We start from the raw sequence: 15,544 nt of genomic DNA, 5'->3' as shown, positions 1-15,544 counted from the left end.
GGCTGCCTGCATAGAACCGCCCGCCCGTGCCGCCAAGGCGGGGGCCAAGGCGGGGGAAGTGTTGCGGCGGGCGGGGCACCCGCCTATTCCTGCCGGCCCCGATGAACCAGGTCTCGCCCCCGCTCGTCCATCAGCGCGTCCTCTTCGAGGACGGGCTGGCGCTCGACTGCGGGGCGGTCGTTGCGCCGCTGGCCGTGGCCTACCGCACCTATGGGAAGCTGAACGCGGCGAAGTCGAATGCCGTGCTGATCTGCCATGCGCTGACCGGCGACCAGTATGTCGCGGAGATCCACCCCCTGACCGGCAAGCCAGGCTGGTGGGAGAGCATGGTCGGTCCCGGCAAGCCGATCGACACCGACCGCTACTTCGTGGTCTGCGCCAATGTGCTGGGCGGCTGCATGGGCTCCTCCGGCCCGCCGGAGGAGATGGCAGATGCCGAGGGGCGGCCCGCCGGCCGGCCCTGGGGCGTGGATTTTCCATCCGTCACCATCCGCGACATGGTCCGCGCGCAGAAGCGGCTGGTGGACCATCTCGGCATCGCGCGGCTGATGGCTGTCGTCGGCGGCTCGATGGGCGGGATGCAGGTGCTGGAATGGGCGGCGACCTACCCCGACATGGTCGTCGCCGCGGCGCCGATCGCGACCGCGACAAACCATTCCGCCCAGAACATCGCCTTCAACGAGGTCGGCCGCGCCGCCATCCAGGGCGACCCCGACTGGAAGGGCGGCGCCTATTGGGAGGACGGGCGGATCCCGGCGCGTGGCCTGTCGGTCGCGCGCATGGTCGCCCACATCACCTATTTGTCCGAGCAGGCGCTGACGCGGAAATTCGGCCGCAAGCTGCGCGGCGCGAACGCACTCACCTTCCTGGAAGACGTCTTCGAGGTCGAGAGCTACCTCCGCCACCAGGGCAGCACCTTCGTCCGCCGCTTCGACGCGAACAGCTACCTCACCATCACGCGGGCGATGGATTTCTTCGACATGGCCGCCGAGCATGGCGGCGACGTCGCCGCGGCCTTCCGCGGCACGGAGACGCGCTTCCTCGTGGTGTCCTTCAGCTCGGACTGGCTGTTCCCGACCGAGGAAAGCCGCGCCCTGGTGCGCGCGCTGAACGCGGCGGCGGCAAACGTCTCCTTCGTCGAGATCGCGACCGACAAGGGCCATGACGCCTTCCTGCTGGACGAGCCCGTCTTCCACCGCGCGCTGGGCGGCTTCCTGCGCGGGGCGGCGGCGAAGGCGGGGGTGTAGCCGCCGGCACCGCTGGCAGGGTTGTTGCATCGCAACGCGGCGACAGCAGGGAGCCGTCGCCATGATCATCACCCGCCGCCGCCTCGCCCTGGCTTCCGCCGGGCTGCTCGCCGCGCCCGCCATCGCCCGCGCCCAGGGCCTGCCGCGCGTGAAATACCAGGTGGACTGGGCGTTCCAGGGCCCCAATGCCTACATGCTGTTCGGCCGCGACCGTGGCTATTTCCGCGAAGCCGGCGTGGACATCCAGATCGACCGCGGCTTCGGCTCGGGCCGCGTGCCGATCGACGTCGCCGGCGGCGCCTATGAGATGGCGCAGGCCGACATCAACCCCGTGATCAAGTTCATCGCCGAGAACCCTTCGGCCGGCCTGGTCGTGGTCGGCGTCTGGGGCGACAAGAGCCTGCTCTGCGCGACGGTGCGCGCCGACGGCCCGGTGCGCACGCCCAAGGACCTGGAAGGCCGCACGCTCGCCGCGCCGGACAGCGACGCCGGGCGCCAGATCTTCCCCGCCTTCGCCCGCGCCGCCGGCATCGATGCCTCGAAGGTGAACTGGCTGACGGTCCGGCCGGAACTGCGCGAGCCCATGCTGGTTCAGGGCCGCGCCGACGGCATCACCGGGGCGGCGACCAGCACGGGCATGTCGCTGAAGGCGCTGGGGATGGATTTTCCGCAGCAGCGCATCCTCTGGTACCGGGACTACGGTCTGCCGCTCTATGGCACCTGCTGGCTGACGACGCAGGACTATGCAAGGCGCAACCCGCAGCTTGTACGCGCCGTGCTGCGCGGCGCCGTGCGGTCCCTGCGCGAGGCCTATCGCGATCCCGCGGCGTCCATCGCCGCGCTGAAGGCCGCCGAGCCGCTGACCGACGTCGCGATCGAGACCGAGCGCCAGCAGCTTTCCTTCGCCGAGCAGGTGATCTCCGACCACAGCCTGGCCAACGGCATCTCCGCCGTCGTGCCGTCGCGCTTCCAGCTCGGCCTGACCGCGGTGGAGGAAGCGTATGGCATGGCGCCTCGGCTGAAGCCGGAGGATGTCTACACCGACGCCTTCCTGCCGCCCGCGGCCGAGCGGCAGTTGCGCCCGACCTCCTGACGGCCGCCCGAAGCGAAGGCAGGCTGCCGTCCGGCACGGCAGCCTGCCCGGCCCAGGGCGAAGCGCACCAGGCGGCGAAGCGTCGTCCTTTACGCGGCACCATAACTGCTTGACCTCGCTCCCGGCTCCTGGAGGCCCGCCCCATGCACCCCACCCGCCGTTCGCTCCTCTCCGCCGGCGCGCTGCTCGCCACGCCCGGCATCGCCCGTGCGCAGGGGGCGCCGACGCGCCTGCGCTGCACCCTGGACTGGGCCTACCAGGGCCCGAACTCCTACGCGCTGCTCGGCCGCGACAAGGGCTTCTTCCGCGCCGAGGGCATCGACATCCAGCTCTCCCGCGGCTTCGGATCGGGCCGCGTGCCCGTGGACATCGCCGGCGGCTCCTTCGAGATGGGGCAGGCCGACATCAACCCGACGCTGAAATTCATGGCGGAGAACCCGAATGCCGGGCTGGTCGTGGTCGGCATCGCGGCCGACCGGAACGGCCTCTGCTGCACGGTGCGCGCCGACGGGCCGATCATGGTGCCGAAGGACCTGGAGGGCAGAAGCCTCGCCGCCCCGCAGGAGGATGCCGGGCGGCAGCTCTTCCCGGTCTTCGCGAGCCGTGCGGGCATCGACCAGTCGAAGATCTCCTGGCAGACCGTCCGCGGCGAGTTGCGCGAGCCCATGCTGGTGCAGCGCCGCGCCGACGGGATCACCGGCATCGTCACCTCGACCGCGCTGAGCCTCAAGGCGCTCGGCATGGACCTGCCGCAGCAGCGCATCATGTTCTACCGCGACCATGGGCTCGACCTCTATTCCACGGCCTTCCTCACCACGCGCGCCTATGCGCAGCAGCACCCCGACATCGTGCGCGGCGCGCTGAAGGCGCTGTTCCGCAGCCTCGCCTATGCCTGGCACCACCCGGATGAGAGCATCGCCGCGCTGAAGGCGCAGGAGCCGCTGACCGACACGGCGATCGAGCGCGAGCGCTACGTCTTCAACACCGAGCAGCACCTCATCACCGACAACGTGCGCCAGAACGGCTTCTCCAACGTCGATCCCGCGCGGCTGCAGCGCGGCATTCGCGCGGTGGAGGAAGCCTTCGGCCTGCCGCAGGGCCTGACGGTGGAGCAGGTCTATACCGACGCGTTCCTGCCGCCGCGCGCCCAGCGTTCGCTCGACATCGGCATTTCGTGACGGAGAGGACGACCATGGACGCGATCCCCACGCTCGACTTCAGCCCCTTTCTCTCCGGCACGCCGGACCAGCGCCAGGCCGTCGCGCAGTCGCTCGGCGAGGCCTTCGAGCGCTATGGCTTCATTCAACTCGTCGGTCATGGCGTGAAGCAGGAGACGATCGACGCGACCTTCGCCGCGGCCGAGGCCTTCTTCGACAAGCCCGAGGAGTTCAAGCGCCAGGTCCAGGACCGCAGGACCAACCGCGGCTTCATCCCGATGTTCGACGGCATCGCCGAGGCCACGAGGAAGCCCAACGGGCAGGAGGCCTACAGCGTCGGCCACCTCTGGCGCCCGGAAGACCCGGAACTGCTGAAGCTGCCGCTCTATGCCGCGACGCCCTGGCCCGACATGCCGGGTTTCCGCGAACGGCTCGAGGCCTACTATACCGCGATGTATGGCCTGTCGCAGCGGATCCTGGCCGCCGCCGCCATGCATCTCGGCGTTGCCGAGGATTTCTTCGCGGAAGCCTCGAAGGCCAGCTATTCCAACATGCGCATCATCCACTACCCGCCCGCTGAGAAGGTCGCGGAGGTCACCGACATCGGCGTCCGCCCGCATGAGGACCAGGGGCTGATCACGCTGCTGGTGCAGGACATGAACGGGGGCCTGTCGGTGCTCGGCCCCGCCGGCGACTGGCTGCCCGTCGTGCCGAACCCGGACGCGATGGTGATCAACGTGGGCAAGCTGCTGAAGCGCTGGACGAACGGCCGCTACCAGGCGGCGCTGCACAAGGTGTTCAATGCCTCGGGCCGCGAGCGCTATTCCATGCCGCTCTTCGTCCACCCGTCCTGGCACACCCGCATCGACCCCATGACGCTGGTCGGCCAGGCGCCGGCCGGCCCGGATTTCGAGCCGATCGTGGCGGGCGAGCAGGTCTATCGGAACTTCATGGCGCAGCGGAAATCCTGGCAGGAGGCGGCGCCGACGGCGGCGGTGATCAACTAGGGGCAGCGTCGCCTCCCCTGGACCCCGCCGCCCGGTCCGACTAGATCACCTCGCCAGCCAACCAGAACGGAAAGACCAGTGCCGGACGCCCCGGGCGAGGTGCGCTTCGTCGCGAAGAACATGCGGCTCGATCTCCGGCTTATCGCTGAGATGGTCGAGCCTGGCGCGCGCGTGCTCGACATCGGCTGCGGCGACGGCGCGCTGATCGAGCACCTCACGCGCGAGAAGGGCGCCGATGCGCGCGGCATCGAGATCGACATGGCGGAAGCCACCGAGGCCGTCGCCGCCGGCTTGCCTGTCATCCACGGCGACGCCGACGCCGACCTGGCCTTCTATCCCGACGACGCCTTCGACTACGTCGTGCTGTCGCGCACGTTGCAGGCCGTGGAGCGCCCGCGCGAGGTGCTGCGCCAGATGCTGCGCATCGGGCGGCACGCCATCGTCTCCTTCCCGAACTTCGGCCACTGGCAGCTCCGCTGGAAGCTGCTCACCAGCGGGCGGATGCCGGACAACGAGACCTGGGACCGCAAGTGGTACGAGACGCCGAACATCCACCCCTGCACGATCCGCGACTTCTTCGACCTTTGCGCGCGTGAGGGCTATGTCGTGGAGCGCTGGCTGGCGGTGGACGACAAGGGGCTCAAGAGCCCGTGGAAGCGATCGCCGTGGCTGGCCAATCTGTTCGGCGAGCAGGGGCTCTTCCTGCTGCGGAAGGGTTGAGCGCCGGCGCGGAGCCGGCGCCCTCCGTCAGATCGCCTGGTCCACCAGCACGCTGCGGCCGACCAGCTCGGCCTTCTCCATCACGCGCTTCAGCAGCGCCTGGTACTTGGCGTCGCCGGTCAGCGCGTCCTGGGCCTTGCCATAGGCTTCCCAGTTCGCATAGCGCGCGACGACCAGCCATTCCCCGATGAAGGCGCCGCTGTGGAAGCGGTGCATCTCCACGGACTGCGCCCCGGCCTTCATCATGTGCTGCTTCGCCGCCGAGGCTTCCTCGCGCATCAGCTCCTGCTCGCGGCTCTTCCACCGCGTGAAGCTCATCACGGGCATCGCCCGATCCTCCCTTTCCTTGGTTGCGGGCGCCGCCGCGGAGCGGCGGCGCGGAACGGAGGCTAGCGATCGTGGGCCCGCAAAGAAATCTACTTTACTTCACCCGACAGGATGCCTGCAGGGTCACGCCGGCCCAAGCTCAATGCACCACGAAGCGCGCCGCGCCGTCGCCCGGCACCAGCGCCGCGGCCATCGCGGCGTGCTGCGCGGCCGCCTCCGCGCCGAGCCGACGGCACTCCGCCTCGACATAGGCCAGCATCAACAGCAGCGCCGAACGGTCGCAGGGCTTGTCCTCGGTCGTCTTCACGCGCATCTGATGGTCCTATCGTTTCACAAGCCCCCGGCACCCCAAGCGGTGCGGCAGCCTTCCATCGCACGATCATCACGCCGGCGTGAAGACGCAATCGCTCCGCGCAATGTTCAACCAATGATTGCAGCCGAGCTCCCCTGATCCAAAAAAATACCCGGCGGGAGCCCCGCCGGGTGGGAGTTGAGGGAGGAAACGTCCAGGAACGTCCGTGCGGCGCATTGCACCTCGGGACGGCCAAGAGACTGCGCCGCACCGCCACACCTTTCCTTGATCCACATCAACCCCCCGAACCGTCACGCTGGCGCGCGACGTTTGCCTCGCCCGGCGAGGCTTGCGAAAAGGGGGTTGGCGCATGGAGCGCGCCGCAAGCCTGGGATCAAGGGAAGGAAACCACATGGCACGCGTGGCACTGGTCACCGGGGGACAGCGCGGCATCGGCGCCGCCATCAGCGAGGCCCTGCAGGCCGCGGGCCGCAAGGTCGTCGCCAGCTACGCCGGCAACGACGAGGCCGCGAAGGCCTTCACCGAGCGCACCGGCATCCCCTGCTACAAGTTCGACGTCGGCGACTTCGCAGCCTGCCAGGCCGCCGTGCAGAAGATTGAGGCCGAGGTCGGCCCGATCGAGGTCCTGGTGAACAACGCCGGCATCACCCGCGACGCCATGATGCGCAAGCTGACGCGCGACATGTGGGACCAGGTGATCGATACCAACCTCGGCAGCTGCTACAACATGTGCAAGGCCGTGTGGGACGGCATGAACGCCCGCAAGTTCGGCCGCATCGTCAACATCGGCAGCGTCAACGGCCAGGCGGGCCAGCTCGGCCAGGTGAACTACGCCGCGGCCAAGTCCGGCATCCACGGCTTCACCAAGGCGCTGGCGCAGGAAGGCGCGCGCAACAAGATCACGGTGAACGCGATCGCGCCGGGCTACGTGGACACCGAGATGGTGCGCGCCGTGCCGGCCGAGGTGCTCGAGAAGATCATCGCGCGCATCCCGATCGGTCGCCTCGGCCATGCCGAGGACATCGCGCGCGGCGTCGTGTTCCTGACCGCCGACGATGCGGAATTCGTCACGGGCTCCACGCTCTCCATCAACGGCGGGCAGCATATGTACTGAATTCCCCATGACAACGCGTTGCGTTGTCATGGGGGCCCCGGATTGGCGCTTCTTCCTGCGTTGATGGCGCCACCTGCCACGGCAAAGCCGCGGCAGGATTCCGGGGGGCCTTTTGGGCTTGCGAGGTTCCTCCGAATGACCTGGTTGATCATTGCCTTCGACGGCACGGATGCCGAAGCCCCCGCGCGGCGCATGTCCGCGCGGGATGCGCATGTCGCGCACATCACCGCGGCGGCGCGGGACGGGCGGCTGCTGCTCGGCCTGCCGCTGCATGACGAGAACGCGCAGAGCCTCGGCTCACTGATGGTGATCGAGGGCGACCGCGCCGCGCTCGACGCCTATCTCGCCGCCGAGCCCTTCGCGACCTCGGGCGTGTGGAAGCGGACCGATATCCATCCCTTCCGCATCGCCCCGCTGCCCTATGCGCCCTGGCCCTCGCCCGGCAGCGCCATGCCCGGGCCGCGCAGCCACACCATCGTCGTCGCGCGCGACGGCACCGACGAGGGCGCCGCCGCCCGCCGCCTCGCCGCGCGGCCCGTGCATTTGGACCGCGTCCGCTCGATCGCCGAGGACGGCACGTTGCTGATGGGCGGCGCGATCCTGGACGAGGCGGGCACGATGCGCGGCTCCGTCGCCGTCACGCGCCACGCCGACCACGCGGCGGCGCAGCGCTTCTGGGCCGCCGATCCCTATGTGCAGCAGGGCGTCTGGCGCGAGATGACGTGGTACGGGACGCTGCTGCGCCCGCTGCCCTACCGTCCGCTGCCGCGTGCATGACGACGCTGGTGGAATACGCTGACGCGCCGGCGGAGGTCCGCGCGGTCTACGATGCCATCAAGGCCGCGCGGGGCGTGCCCGACGTCAACAATTTCTGGAAGGCGCTGGCGGTGCACCCGCCGACGCTGAAGCGCATCTGGGAGAGCCTCAGCGCCGTCATGGCACCCGGCGCGCTCGATCCGCTGGTGAAGGAGATGCTCTACCTCGCGGTTTCCGTCGCGCATGGCTGCGACTACTGCATCGCCAGCCATACGGCCGCGGCGAAGGCCAAGGGCATGACCGAGGTCCAGCATGGCGAACTGCTGGCGATCATCGGCATCGCGAGCGAGACGAACCGCCTGGCGCAAGCGATGCGCGTCCCGGTCGATCCGCAGTTCGACGTCTAACGCCGCGGATCATCCCTGCTTGCGGGCGGGGTGCGGGTCAGCGCGACCTTTTCTTCGGCGACGCTCGTTGCCGCTTCGGCGCCGGCTTCGCGGCCTTCGTCGCGGCCGTCAGCCATGCCGACTGGGCCTGTCTGACCGCATTCGCGGCATGGCCCATCCACCACCCGACCGCGCGGTTGGCGCCAGACAGGAACAGGCTGCGAGGCGATCCCTTCATGGCTGGGGCAACGCCGCCGGGCTGGGCGGGTTCGGCGCGCGCCGCTATCAGCCCTCCCCATGTCCCCCGCCACGCTCGCCGGCTGCGGCGCGCTGATCCTCTGGGCCTTCCTCGCGCTGCTGTCGCGGCTCGCCGCCGGCATCCCGCCGCTGCAGCTGACGGCGATCGGCTTCGCGATCGGCGGCGGCGTCGCGCTGCTGGTCGTGCTGGCCCGCGGCCAGGCCCGCGCCCTGGCGCAGCCGCCCATCGCCTGGATCCACGGCGTGGGCGGGCTGTTCGGCTACCACGCGCTCTATTTCCTCGCCTTTGCCCTCGCCCCGGCGGTGGAGGTCAACCTGATCAACTATCTCTGGCCGCTGCTGATCGTGCTGCTCTCGGCGCCGATCCGCGGCCTCCGGCTCGGCCCCGCGCGCATCGGCGGCGTCGCGCTCGGCTTCGCGGGCTGCCTGCTGATCGTCGGCCCCGGCGCGTCCTTCCCGCCCGAGGCAATCCCGGGCTTCCTCGCTGCGCTGGGCTGCGCCGTCGTCTGGTCGGTCTATTCCGTCACCGCCGGCCTGCCGCGCCTGGCCCGCGTGCCGACCGAAGCCGTCGCCGGCTTCTGCCTGGCGACCGCGGCCCTCGCCGCCGCACTGCACCTGGTGTTCGAGACCACCGTCGCGCCGAGCGCGGGCGAATGGCTGGCGCTGGTCGTGCTCGGCCTCGGGCCCGTCGGCGCCGCCTTCTTCCTGTGGGATGTCGGCATGAAGCGCGGCGATCCGCGCCTGCTCGGGACGCTGGCCTATGCCGTGCCGGTGGCGTCCACGCTGCTGCTGATCCTCGCCGGAGAGGGCGCGCTGTCGCTGCGCGTCCTCGCCGCCACGCTGATGGTCGCCGGGGGCGGCTTCATCGCGGCGCGGGCACGGTAGCCCCGGCGCTCAGGCTTTCCGCAGCAGCGCCCGCACCACCTCGGCTGGGCCCTGGTGCCGAGGTCCCTCGTCCAGGCTGACCGTGCCTTCCAGCAGTTCCAGCACCTCGAGCGTGCCGAACAGGTCTTCCACGATCGCGCGCGACCACAGCAGCTCGACCATCTTCGGCCCGCCGCTGCGCCGTCCCTGCTGCGCCGGCGTGAAGCATTCCAGCGCGAGCAGCCCGCCCGGCGCCAGCCCGCGCACCACGCCGCGCGCCGCCGCCGCGCGGTCGGCGGGCGGCAGGTGCAGGTAGATCCAGGCCACCAGGTCGAACGCGCCTTCCCTGTAGTCCCAGGAAGCGGCATCCGCGACGATCGTGACCATCGCCACGCCGCGCCGCGCGGCCAGCGCTGCCGCCTTCGCCATCCCCACGCCCGACCAGTCGAGCGACGTGACGCGCAGCCCCTGCTCCGCCAGCCACACGCCGTTCCGCCCCTCGCCATCGCCGAGCGACAGCGCGCGCATCCCCGGCGAGAACCAGGGCCGCAGCGCCTGCAGGTAGCGGTTCGGCGCCTCCCCGAACTGGAAGTCGCCGCCCGCGAAGCGCTCGTCCCAGGCGAGCGACGTGCTCATCCCACGGGAACGGTGCGCGCCATCGGCGGCAGCTTCGACACCTCGGTGAACCAGGCCGCGAGCGCCGGATGCGCCCCACGCCAGGGCTCGTCGGCGAAGCGGAAATCCAGGTAGCCCAGCGCGCAGGCCACCGCGATCGCGCCGATATCCGCCAGCCCCTTCGGCGGATCGGATTCCAGCCGCGCGAGGCCGCGCGCCACCGCCGCCTTCTGCCGGTCCAGGAAGGCCGCGCGCGTCTCGTCCACCGGCTTCCCCGCGCGCATCCGCCGCGCGACCGCCGCATCCATGATGCCGTCGGCCAGCGCATGCATCACGCTGATCCGCACCCAGCGCGGCGTGCCGGAGGATGGGAACAGCCCGTTCGCCTCCCCCACGCTGTCGAGGTATTCGCAGATCACCGGGCTGTCGTAGACCGCCGTGCCATCCTCCAGCACCAGGCAGGGGACCTTGGACAGGGGGTTGTGCCTCAGCAGCGCCTCCGGCGAGACATGCGGGTTCACCGGGACCAGCTCGATCCGGTCGTCGATCCCGCGCGCGATGGCGCAGGCCACCACCTTGCGGGCGAAGGGGCTGGCATGGGCGTGGTGCAGCTTCATCGTCATCGAGGTCTCAGCCTTTGAAGTGATTCTTCTCTTCGCGCCTTGCCGTGAACTCCGCGAGGTCGCGTGCGCGCAGGAACGGGTTCGCCGCCAGCTCCTGCGCCAACGTCGTCGGCACCGTCGGGCGGCCCGCCGCGCGCAGCGCGCCGGCGGCCTCGGCCTCGGCCTTCAGCGCCCTGTTGTCGGGGTCCAGGTGCAGCGCGAAGCGCGCATTGGCTTCGGTGTATTCATGCCCGCAGCAGAGCCTGGTGTTCACCGGCAGCCTGGCCACGCGCCGCAGCGAATGCCACAGCGCCTCCATGCCGCCGGCCTCCAGCGGGCGGCCGCAGCCCAGCGCGAAGATCACGTCGCCGCAGAGCAGCACATGATCGGCCGAGAAGTGATAGGCGATGTGCCCGGTGGTGTGCCCGGGCAGGTGCAGCACCTCGGCCTGCGCGGCGCCCAGCGGCACCACGTCGCCTTCCTTCACCACGACATCCAGCGGTGGCAGCCGGTGCGCGTCCAGCGCCGCGCCTACAACCTTCGCCCGCGGGTAGCGCGCCTTCAGCCCAGGCACGCCGTTCACGTGGTCGCCGTGGTGGTGGGTCAGCAGGATCAGGTCCAGCCGCCCGCCGCCGAGCTCCTCCACGGCCGCGATCGCCGGCTGGTCCTCGGCGGGGTCGCAGATCGCCACCGCGCCCGTCGCCTGGTCCTTCAGCAGCCACAGGTAGTTGTCCTGGAGGCAGGGAACCGCCTCGACCCTCAGCGACATCGGCCAACCTCCTCGAACGATTTCCCGCTGCCGAAGACCATGCCATGCGGCGCCGGATGGTCCTATATCTGCCCGGCATGACGATCGAGGTCCACGGCCTCAGCGCCTTCTACGGCTCGCGCGGCGGGGAGACCGCGGCGCGGCTCGTGGCGGCGCGCCTGGCGGCACTCTGGCCGCGCCTGCCCGGCCAGTCCGTGCTCGGCCTCGGCTGGGCTGCGCCCTATCTCGGCCTCTGGCCCGAGGCGACGCGGCGCATCGCGCTCGTTCCCGCCCATCTTCCCGGCGCGCAGGACCTGGCCCGCCCGGTCGGCCCGACCCTGCTGGCGGCGGAGGAGACGCTGCCCCTGCCGGATGCGAGCTTCGACCGCGTGCTGCTGGTCCATGGGCTCGAGGCCGCGGACAACGCCCGGCGCCTGCTGCGGGAGGTCTGGCGCGTGCTGCGCGACGACGGGCGGCTGATCCTGGTCGTGCCGAACCGCGTCGGCATGTGGGCGCATCTGGACCGCACGCCCTTCGGCCACGGCCAGCCCTATTCCCGCGGCCAGATCGAGCGCCTGCTCGCACGCCACCTGTTCCGCGCCGACCGGCGGGAGGCCGCGCTCTTCGTCCCGCCCTACGGGCTGCGCTTCCTCGGTGCCGCCGCGCCGGCGCTGGAAGGGATGGGGCGGGTGCTCTGCCCGCGGCTGGCCGGCGTCTTCGTCGTGGAGGCCGCCAAGGACATCTTTGCCGCCATGCCCGCCGGCGCGGTCGAGGTCGAGCGCCAGGTCATGGTCGCCTCGCCGGCCTGATACCAACGGCGGTATTGGCCGACCTGCAGCCGGCGAAGCCGGCTGAGGCCGCGAATGCGGCCCGCGCCCAATGGCGCGAGGCAAGCGGGCGGAGGCCGCGCCCGCCGCTTGAGGGCAGAAGACAATACCACCCGGGCCATCCCGTCCCGGCAGGGCAGGGGCCCGCCCGCCGGGCCTGCCGCGGCGTGCCTGGCGTGGCATAAGCCCGGTCCATGATCCGTCTCGACAACATCGGCAAGCAGACCGGCACGCGCATCCTCTTCATCGAGGCCTCGGCCGCGCTCCAGAAGGGCGAGAAGACCGGCCTGGTCGGGCCCAACGGCGCCGGCAAGACCAGCCTCTTCCGCCTGATCACTGGGCAGGAGGAGCCCGACGAGGGCCAGGTGATCGTCGAGCGCGGCGTCACCATCGGCTTCTTCAGCCAGGATGTCGGCGAGATGGCAGGCCGCCCCGCGGTCGCCGAGGTCATGGACGGCGCCGGCGCCGTCAGCGAGGTCGCGGCCGAGCTCGCGCAACTCGAGGCCGCCATGGCCGACCCCGACCAGACCGACGATCTCGACGCCATCATCGAGCGCTTCGGCGAGGTGCAGGCCCGCTTCGAGGCGCTCGGCGGCTACGCGCTGGAGGGCCGCGCGCGGGAGGTCCTGGCGGGCTTAGGCTTCAGCCAGGCGATGATGGACGGGGACGTCGGCGCGCTGTCCGGGGGATGGAAGATGCGCGTCGCACTCGCCCGCATCCTGCTGATGCGCCCCGACGTCATGCTGCTCGACGAGCCGAGCAACCACCTCGACCTCGAAAGCCTGATCTGGCTGGAGAACTTCCTGACCGGCTATGACGGCGCGCTGCTGATGACCTCGCACGACCGCGAGTTCATGAACCGCATCGTCAACCGCATCATCGAGATCGACGGCGGCAGCCTGACCACCTATGCCGGCGACTACGCCTTCTACGAGCAGCAGCGCGCGCTGAACGAGCGCCAGCTCCAGGCGCAGTTCGAGCGCCAGCAGGCGATGCTGGCCAAGGAGATCAACTTCATCGAGCGCTTCAAGGCCCGTGCGTCGCACGCGGCCCAGGTTCAGAGCCGGGTCAAGAAGCTCGAGAAGATCGACCGCGTGGAGCCGCCGAAGCGCCGCCAGGCCGTCGCCTTCGACTTCCTGCCGGCGCCGCGCTCGGGCGACGACGTCGCGAATCTGCGCAACGTCCACAAGCGCTACGGCAGCCGTCCGATCTACGAGGGGCTCGACCTGCTGGTCCGGCGGAAGGAGCGCTGCGCGGTGCTCGGCGTGAACGGCGCGGGCAAGTCCACGCTGCTGCGCTTGGTCTGCGGCGCGACGCAGCCGGACGAAGGCACCGTGACGCTCGGCGCCAGCGTGAAGCTTGGTTATTTCGCGCAGCACGCGATGGAGCTGCTGGACGGCGACGACAGCGTCTTCGAATCGCTGGAGCACCGCTTCCCCCGCGCCAACCAGGGATCGCTGCGCGCGCTGGCGGGCTGCTTCGGCTTCTCCGGCGACGAGATCGAGAAGAAATGCCGGGTGCTCTCGGGTGGGGAGAAGGCGCGGCTGGTGATGGCGCAGATGCTCTTCGACCCGCCCAACTTCCTGGTGCTGGACGAGCCGACCAACCACCTCGACATGGCGACGAAGGAGATGCTGATCGCCGCACTCGCGCAGTACGAGGGCACGATGCTCTTCGTCTCGCACGACCGGCACTTCCTGGCCGCGCTGTCGAACCGGGTGCTGGAACTGACGCCCGAGGGCATCCACCAGTATGACGGCGGCTACACCGAGTATGTCGCGCGCACCGGCCAGGAAGCGCCGGGCCTGAGGAGCTGACAAACCGTCGCCGCGCCACGTCCGCGCGGCGTCGCGCCGCTACACCCCCGGCAGCGCCACGCCGACCAGGTGATCGCGGGTCACGATCGCCGCGAGCCTCTCCGCATCCCAGCCCTCGGTCCCGGCCGGCCGCTGCGGCAGCACCATCCAGCGGTAATCCGCGGTGCTGTCCACGACGCGCACCTCGACGCCCGCCGGCAGCACCGTCCCCCATTCCGCCAGCACGCCACGGGGGTCCCGCACCGCGCGGGCGCGGTACGCCGCCGACTTGTACCAATGCGGGGGATAGCCCAGCACCGCGCGCGGATAGCAGGAGCACAGCGTGCAGACCACGAGGTGATGCACGCGCTGCGTATCCTCCAGCACGCCGAGCGGCGGCATGCCGGCCATGGACACGCCGGCCTGCTCCGCCGCCGCGCTGCCATCCGCCAGCAGCAGCTTGCGATAAGCGGGATCGGTCCAGGCTCGCGCGACCATGCGCGCGCCGATCTCGGGGCTGGCGCGGTCGGTGCGCTCGATGCGGTCTGCGATCTCCTCCTCGGTCACCACGCCCTTCGCCTTCAGCGCGGCGACGAAGCGCTCCAGCAACGCGATGCTCTCTGCGGTCGGCGGAGCAGCCATGGTTATCGCGCCTCCAGCCAATGCTCGAAGATCTCGACCAGCAGGGTGTCGCCCTGCGCGCCCTCATTGAAGAGGGCGGGCTGGTCGAAGCGCACGTGGTACAGCGGCACCGTCGCCGCCGGCCGGCCGAAGGCCAGGTCCTCGGGGTTCGCGAAGGAGCCGAGCGGCCGCTCCACCACGCCCGACAGCCCGCGGACGTAATGCGGCGTGCGGATGTGGCAGGGCCCGCGCAGCTCCGGGAAGTCGCGCTTCACACGCACCTTCGTGCCGGGTGCGAAGCTCATGGCTTCAGCGCCTCCGCGTCCACCACGCCCTTCTCCGCCATGATCGAGGAGATCGAGCGCAGCCAGCGCTCGTAGTAGCCGAGCGCGTGGTAGTCGGCCTCGGGGATCGCCTCCACACCGCGGCGGAGCTCGTCCACCGTCATCAGCCCCTTGGCCGCGAGAAGCTGGCGCAGCGCGTCCACGCGCTTGCCGAAGGGATCGGGCGGTGCCTCGTCGTCGGGCTCGACCGGCGTGCAGCGGAAGCGCAGCGAGCCGCCCAGGTCATGGGTTGCCGGCGGCGGTGTCCCGACGTCGCTCATTTCACCTCCTCCTCCGGCAGCAGGCCCCAGGTGTCGCCGCGCTTCACATAGCCCCGCATGCCCTGCACCTGCACCTCGCACCAGGCGGAACTGGCGTCGCATTCCCGCACCCGTGCGATCACGCCTCCGCGCAGCCGCGCGACGGGGCTCGCACTTTCCTCGGGCCGGCGGCGCAGCACGGCTTCCTCGGCATTGGCGGGCGGCTTGACCAGCACGGTGCGGCGTCCCGCGAGGGTGGATTGGTGCACCCAGCCCTCGGCGCCGTCCACGTCGCGGATGCGGCGCCAGACCTGGAACTCACCGACGATCATCACGGGCAGGTCGCGCCGCTGGAAGGTCCATTCGATCGGGAAGGTCGTGTTGGGCCCGACGCGCATGTTGACCTGGTCCGAGCGCAGCGAGGCGAAGCGCGGGATCGGCAGGCCGCTGACCGAGCCGGTCGAAGGCGGGGGCAGGGGGGGAGGCCCCGGCGGCGGCGCGGGCTGGGCA

20 protein-coding genes are annotated in these 15,544 nt (G+C 70.7%); 11 read left to right on the top strand and 9 right to left on the bottom strand.

Annotated features, from left to right (window positions below; all coding sequences use genetic code 11):
* Window positions 1-101 precede the first annotated feature (101 nt).
* From metX to metW, 5 genes are all read left to right on the top strand, one after another.
* Window positions 102-1,247 (top strand): homoserine O-acetyltransferase MetX, encoded by a 1,146-nt coding sequence (metX, locus tag ACLF3M_RS09980; RefSeq protein ID WP_430656766.1) that lies wholly within the window; start codon window positions 102-104, stop codon window positions 1,245-1,247.
* 61 nt (window positions 1,248-1,308) lie between these two features.
* Complete coding sequence (locus ACLF3M_RS09975; protein WP_430656765.1) at window positions 1,309-2,340, top strand: ABC transporter substrate-binding protein; 1,032 nt, start codon at window positions 1,309-1,311, stop codon at window positions 2,338-2,340.
* Between the two features lie 143 nt (window positions 2,341-2,483).
* Window positions 2,484-3,518, top strand: coding sequence for an ABC transporter substrate-binding protein (locus tag ACLF3M_RS09970; protein WP_430656764.1), 1,035 nt, complete (start codon window positions 2,484-2,486; stop codon window positions 3,516-3,518).
* 14 nt (window positions 3,519-3,532) lie between these two features.
* Window positions 3,533-4,504 carry an isopenicillin N synthase family dioxygenase gene (locus ACLF3M_RS09965; RefSeq protein ID WP_430656763.1) on the top strand — a complete coding sequence of 324 codons (972 nt, stop codon included), beginning with the start codon at window positions 3,533-3,535 and terminating at the stop codon, window positions 4,502-4,504.
* 120 nt (window positions 4,505-4,624) lie between these two features.
* Entirely contained in the window at window positions 4,625-5,224 is a 600-nt protein-coding gene (gene metW, locus ACLF3M_RS09960) for a methionine biosynthesis protein MetW (protein WP_430656985.1), read from the top strand.
* Window positions 5,225-5,251: 27 nt separating this feature from the next.
* Here the strand turns inward: metW and ACLF3M_RS09955 are convergent, their stop codons facing one another.
* Together ACLF3M_RS09955 and ACLF3M_RS09950 are read right to left on the bottom strand one after the other, a co-directional pair.
* The gene (locus ACLF3M_RS09955; protein WP_430656762.1) at window positions 5,252-5,551 is read right to left on the bottom strand and encodes a hypothetical protein; all 300 of its coding nucleotides are present in this window, start codon (window positions 5,549-5,551) and stop codon (window positions 5,252-5,254) included.
* Between the two features lie 139 nt (window positions 5,552-5,690).
* Window positions 5,691-5,864 (bottom strand): hypothetical protein, encoded by a 174-nt coding sequence (locus ACLF3M_RS09950; RefSeq protein ID WP_430656761.1) that lies wholly within the window; start codon window positions 5,862-5,864, stop codon window positions 5,691-5,693.
* 391 nt (window positions 5,865-6,255) lie between these two features.
* On the opposite strand from ACLF3M_RS09950, the gene phbB reads away from it, so the two are divergent.
* The 4 genes from phbB (at window position 6,256) to yddG (ending at window position 9,263) form a co-directional block, all read left to right on the top strand.
* Window positions 6,256-6,978 (top strand): acetoacetyl-CoA reductase, encoded by a 723-nt coding sequence (phbB, locus tag ACLF3M_RS09945; RefSeq protein ID WP_430656760.1) that lies wholly within the window; start codon window positions 6,256-6,258, stop codon window positions 6,976-6,978.
* A 135-nt stretch (window positions 6,979-7,113) separates the two neighbouring features.
* Window positions 7,114-7,755 carry a YciI family protein gene (locus tag ACLF3M_RS09940; RefSeq protein WP_430656759.1) on the top strand — a complete coding sequence of 214 codons (642 nt, stop codon included), beginning with the start codon at window positions 7,114-7,116 and terminating at the stop codon, window positions 7,753-7,755.
* Window positions 7,752-8,141 carry a carboxymuconolactone decarboxylase family protein gene (locus tag ACLF3M_RS09935; RefSeq protein WP_430656758.1) on the top strand — a complete coding sequence of 130 codons (390 nt, stop codon included), beginning with the start codon at window positions 7,752-7,754 and terminating at the stop codon, window positions 8,139-8,141. Before ACLF3M_RS09940 ends, ACLF3M_RS09935 begins: the two co-directional genes overlap by 4 nt.
* A 276-nt stretch (window positions 8,142-8,417) precedes the next feature.
* On the top strand, window positions 8,418-9,263 hold the full coding sequence (gene yddG / locus ACLF3M_RS09930; RefSeq protein ID WP_430656757.1) for an aromatic amino acid exporter YddG: 846 nt from the start codon (window positions 8,418-8,420) through the stop codon (window positions 9,261-9,263).
* A gap of 9 nt (window positions 9,264-9,272) precedes the next feature.
* On the opposite strand, the gene ACLF3M_RS09925 is transcribed toward yddG, so the two are convergent.
* The 3 genes from ACLF3M_RS09925 to gloB are packed head-to-tail and all read right to left on the bottom strand — an operon-like array spanning window position 9,273 to window position 11,228.
* Window positions 9,273-9,878: a class I SAM-dependent methyltransferase gene (locus tag ACLF3M_RS09925; protein WP_430656756.1), complete on the bottom strand. Its 606-nt coding sequence runs from the start codon at window positions 9,876-9,878 to the stop codon at window positions 9,273-9,275.
* Window positions 9,875-10,480: a glutathione S-transferase gene (locus ACLF3M_RS09920; RefSeq protein WP_430656755.1), complete on the bottom strand. Its 606-nt coding sequence runs from the start codon at window positions 10,478-10,480 to the stop codon at window positions 9,875-9,877. The genes ACLF3M_RS09925 and ACLF3M_RS09920 overlap by 4 nt, the downstream gene beginning before the upstream one ends.
* 7 nt (window positions 10,481-10,487) lie before the next feature.
* The gene (gloB, locus tag ACLF3M_RS09915) at window positions 10,488-11,228 is read right to left on the bottom strand and encodes a hydroxyacylglutathione hydrolase (RefSeq protein ID WP_430656754.1); all 741 of its coding nucleotides are present in this window, start codon (window positions 11,226-11,228) and stop codon (window positions 10,488-10,490) included.
* Between the two features lie 77 nt (window positions 11,229-11,305).
* On the opposite strand from gloB, the gene ACLF3M_RS09910 reads away from it, so the two are divergent.
* Both ACLF3M_RS09910 and ACLF3M_RS09905 read left to right on the top strand, forming a co-directional pair.
* Window positions 11,306-12,016, top strand: a complete 711-nt coding sequence (locus tag ACLF3M_RS09910) for a class I SAM-dependent methyltransferase (RefSeq protein ID WP_430656753.1) — start codon at window positions 11,306-11,308, stop codon at window positions 12,014-12,016.
* Between the two features lie 212 nt (window positions 12,017-12,228).
* The gene (locus ACLF3M_RS09905) at window positions 12,229-13,851 is read left to right on the top strand and encodes an ABC-F family ATP-binding cassette domain-containing protein (protein ID WP_430656752.1); all 1,623 of its coding nucleotides are present in this window, start codon (window positions 12,229-12,231) and stop codon (window positions 13,849-13,851) included.
* Between the two features lie 39 nt (window positions 13,852-13,890).
* Here ACLF3M_RS09905 and ACLF3M_RS09900 read toward each other — a convergent pair whose 3' ends face one another.
* From ACLF3M_RS09900 to ACLF3M_RS09885, 4 genes are all read right to left on the bottom strand, one after another.
* Complete coding sequence (locus ACLF3M_RS09900; protein WP_430656751.1) at window positions 13,891-14,472, bottom strand: nitrile hydratase subunit alpha; 582 nt, start codon at window positions 14,470-14,472, stop codon at window positions 13,891-13,893.
* Between the two features lie 2 nt (window positions 14,473-14,474).
* A complete protein-coding gene (locus ACLF3M_RS09895; RefSeq protein WP_430656750.1) occupies window positions 14,475-14,756 on the bottom strand; it encodes an SH3-like domain-containing protein in 282 nt (93 codons plus the stop codon).
* Window positions 14,753-15,055 carry a nitrile hydratase gene (locus ACLF3M_RS09890; RefSeq protein ID WP_430656749.1) on the bottom strand — a complete coding sequence of 101 codons (303 nt, stop codon included), beginning with the start codon at window positions 15,053-15,055 and terminating at the stop codon, window positions 14,753-14,755. Before ACLF3M_RS09890 ends, ACLF3M_RS09895 begins: the two co-directional genes overlap by 4 nt.
* Window positions 15,052-15,544, bottom strand: a 493-nt coding sequence (locus ACLF3M_RS09885) for an SH3 domain-containing protein (RefSeq protein WP_430656748.1), incomplete at its 5' end; no start/stop codon positions are given. The genes ACLF3M_RS09885 and ACLF3M_RS09890, both read right to left, overlap by 4 nt.

This window comes from Falsiroseomonas sp. HW251 (assembly GCF_050563545.1).
In the GTDB taxonomy this organism is placed as follows: domain Bacteria; phylum Pseudomonadota; class Alphaproteobacteria; order Acetobacterales; family Acetobacteraceae; genus Falsiroseomonas.
This window is presented reverse-complemented; position numbering and strand designations above follow the sequence as displayed.

Excerpts from the sequence above, each read along its gene's own strand:
- ACLF3M_RS09890 (WP_430656749.1), bottom strand. The coding sequence starts at position 15,055 with ATGAGCGACGTCGGGACACCGCCGCCGGCAACCCATGACCTGGGCGGC.
- ACLF3M_RS09970 (WP_430656764.1), top strand. The coding sequence starts at position 2,484 with ATGCACCCCACCCGCCGTTCGCTCCTCTCCGCCGGCGCGCTGCTCGCC.
- ACLF3M_RS09910 (WP_430656753.1), top strand. The coding sequence starts at position 11,306 with ATGACGATCGAGGTCCACGGCCTCAGCGCCTTCTACGGCTCGCGCGGC.
- metX (WP_430656766.1), top strand. The coding sequence starts at position 102 with ATGAACCAGGTCTCGCCCCCGCTCGTCCATCAGCGCGTCCTCTTCGAG.
- ACLF3M_RS09905 (WP_430656752.1), top strand. The coding sequence starts at position 12,229 with ATGATCCGTCTCGACAACATCGGCAAGCAGACCGGCACGCGCATCCTC.
- ACLF3M_RS09975 (WP_430656765.1), top strand. The coding sequence starts at position 1,309 with ATGATCATCACCCGCCGCCGCCTCGCCCTGGCTTCCGCCGGGCTGCTC.
- yddG (WP_430656757.1), top strand. The coding sequence starts at position 8,418 with ATGTCCCCCGCCACGCTCGCCGGCTGCGGCGCGCTGATCCTCTGGGCC.
- ACLF3M_RS09925 (WP_430656756.1), bottom strand. The coding sequence starts at position 9,878 with ATGAGCACGTCGCTCGCCTGGGACGAGCGCTTCGCGGGCGGCGACTTC.
- ACLF3M_RS09965 (WP_430656763.1), top strand. The coding sequence starts at position 3,533 with ATGGACGCGATCCCCACGCTCGACTTCAGCCCCTTTCTCTCCGGCACG.
- ACLF3M_RS09935 (WP_430656758.1), top strand. The coding sequence starts at position 7,752 with ATGACGACGCTGGTGGAATACGCTGACGCGCCGGCGGAGGTCCGCGCG.
- ACLF3M_RS09940 (WP_430656759.1), top strand. The coding sequence starts at position 7,114 with ATGACCTGGTTGATCATTGCCTTCGACGGCACGGATGCCGAAGCCCCC.
- ACLF3M_RS09900 (WP_430656751.1), bottom strand. The coding sequence starts at position 14,472 with ATGGCTGCTCCGCCGACCGCAGAGAGCATCGCGTTGCTGGAGCGCTTC.
- gloB (WP_430656754.1), bottom strand. The coding sequence starts at position 11,228 with ATGTCGCTGAGGGTCGAGGCGGTTCCCTGCCTCCAGGACAACTACCTG.
- ACLF3M_RS09895 (WP_430656750.1), bottom strand. The coding sequence starts at position 14,756 with ATGAGCTTCGCACCCGGCACGAAGGTGCGTGTGAAGCGCGACTTCCCG.
- ACLF3M_RS09955 (WP_430656762.1), bottom strand. The coding sequence starts at position 5,551 with ATGCCCGTGATGAGCTTCACGCGGTGGAAGAGCCGCGAGCAGGAGCTG.
- ACLF3M_RS09950 (WP_430656761.1), bottom strand. The coding sequence starts at position 5,864 with ATGCGCGTGAAGACGACCGAGGACAAGCCCTGCGACCGTTCGGCGCTG.
- phbB (WP_430656760.1), top strand. The coding sequence starts at position 6,256 with ATGGCACGCGTGGCACTGGTCACCGGGGGACAGCGCGGCATCGGCGCC.
- metW (WP_430656985.1), top strand. The coding sequence starts at position 4,625 with ATGCGGCTCGATCTCCGGCTTATCGCTGAGATGGTCGAGCCTGGCGCG.
- ACLF3M_RS09920 (WP_430656755.1), bottom strand. The coding sequence starts at position 10,480 with ATGACGATGAAGCTGCACCACGCCCATGCCAGCCCCTTCGCCCGCAAG.